Here is a 1553-nt window from a genome sequence, read left to right as displayed (position 1 = left end):
CCGAGCGATACCCGTGGCCGTGTGGCCGAACTGCTGGCGCTGCGTGAGCAGGCGCGGCGTGGGCCGAGTGACCGGGCGACCGAGGCGCAGCACGCGAAGGGGAAGCTGACGGCGCGTGAGCGTATCGAGCTGTTGGTGGATCCGGGTTCGTTCCGGGAGGTTGAGCAGCTGCGTCGGCATCGTGCGACGGGGTTCGGTCTGGAGGCGAAGAAGCCGTATACGGATGGTGTGATCACCGGTTGGGGCACGGTGGAGGGCCGGACGGTTTTCGTGTACGCGCATGATTTCCGGATTTTCGGGGGTGCGCTGGGTGAGGCTCATGCGGCGAAGATTCACAAGATCATGGATATGGCGATTTCGGCGGGTGCGCCGTTGGTGTCGCTGAATGATGGTGCCGGCGCTCGTATCCAGGAGGGTGTGTCGGCGCTTGCCGGGTACGGCGGTATCTTCCAGCGCAATACCCGGGCCTCGGGTGTGATCCCGCAGATCAGTGTGATGCTCGGCCCGTGTGCGGGTGGTGCGGCCTACAGTCCGGCGCTCACGGATTTCGTGTTCATGGTGCGTGAGACGTCGCAGATGTTCATCACCGGTCCGGACGTCGTGAAGGCGGTCACCGGTGAGGAGATCACTCAGAACGGTCTGGGTGGTGCCGATGTGCACGCGGAGACCTCGGGTGTGGCGCACTTCGCGTACGACGACGAGGAGACGTGCATCGCCGAGGTCCGGTACCTGATCGGGATGCTGCCCTCGAACAACCGTGAGAACCCGCCCGTGGCCGACAACGACGACCCGGCCGACCGGCGCGGTGACGTTCTGCTGGATCTGGTCCCGGCCGACGGCAACCGCCCGTACGACATGCACAAGGTCATCGAGGAGCTCGTCGACGACGGCGACTACCTGGAGATCCACGAGCGCTGGGCCCGCAACATCATCTGTGCGCTGGCCCGCTTGGACGGCCAGGTCGTCGGCATCGTCGCCAACCAGCCCCAGGCCCTGGCCGGTGTCCTGGATATCGAGGCGTCCGAGAAGGCCGCCAGGTTCGTCCAGATGTGTGACGCCTTCAACATCCCCATCATCACTCTTTTGGACGTACCCGGCTTCCTGCCCGGTGTGGATCAGGAGCACGGTGGAATCATCCGGCACGGGGCGAAGCTGCTCTACGCCTACTGCAACGCCACGGTGCCGAGGATCTCGTTGATCCTGCGCAAGGCCTACGGCGGTGCGTACATCGTCATGGACAGCCAGTCCATCGGCGCCGACCTCACCTACGCCTGGCCCACCAACGAGATCGCGGTGATGGGCGCCGAGGGCGCGGCCAACGTCATCTTCCGCCGGCAGATCGCCGACGCCGAGGACCCCGAGGCCATGCGGACCCGCATGGTCAAGGAGTACAAGGCCGAACTGATGCACCCCTACTACGCCGCAGAGCGCGGCCTCGTCGACGACGTCATCGACCCCGCCGAGACCCGCGAAGTCCTGATCGCCTCACTGGCCATGCTCCGCTCCAAGCACGCAGACCTGCCGTCCCGCAAACACGGCAACCCCCCGCAGTA

1 protein-coding gene is annotated in these 1553 nt (G+C 65.7%); it reads left to right on the top strand.

The features are described from left to right. On the top strand, window positions 1–1553 hold a 1553-nt coding region (locus tag ACGFU6_RS39275), incomplete at both ends, for an acyl-CoA carboxylase subunit beta (RefSeq protein WP_393617406.1).

Source organism: Streptomyces sp. NPDC048462 (genome assembly GCF_043200175.1).
Classification (GTDB): domain Bacteria; phylum Actinomycetota; class Actinomycetes; order Streptomycetales; family Streptomycetaceae; genus Streptomyces.
Note: the sequence above shows the minus strand (reverse complement) of the source record. Positions and strands in the feature narration are given on the sequence as shown.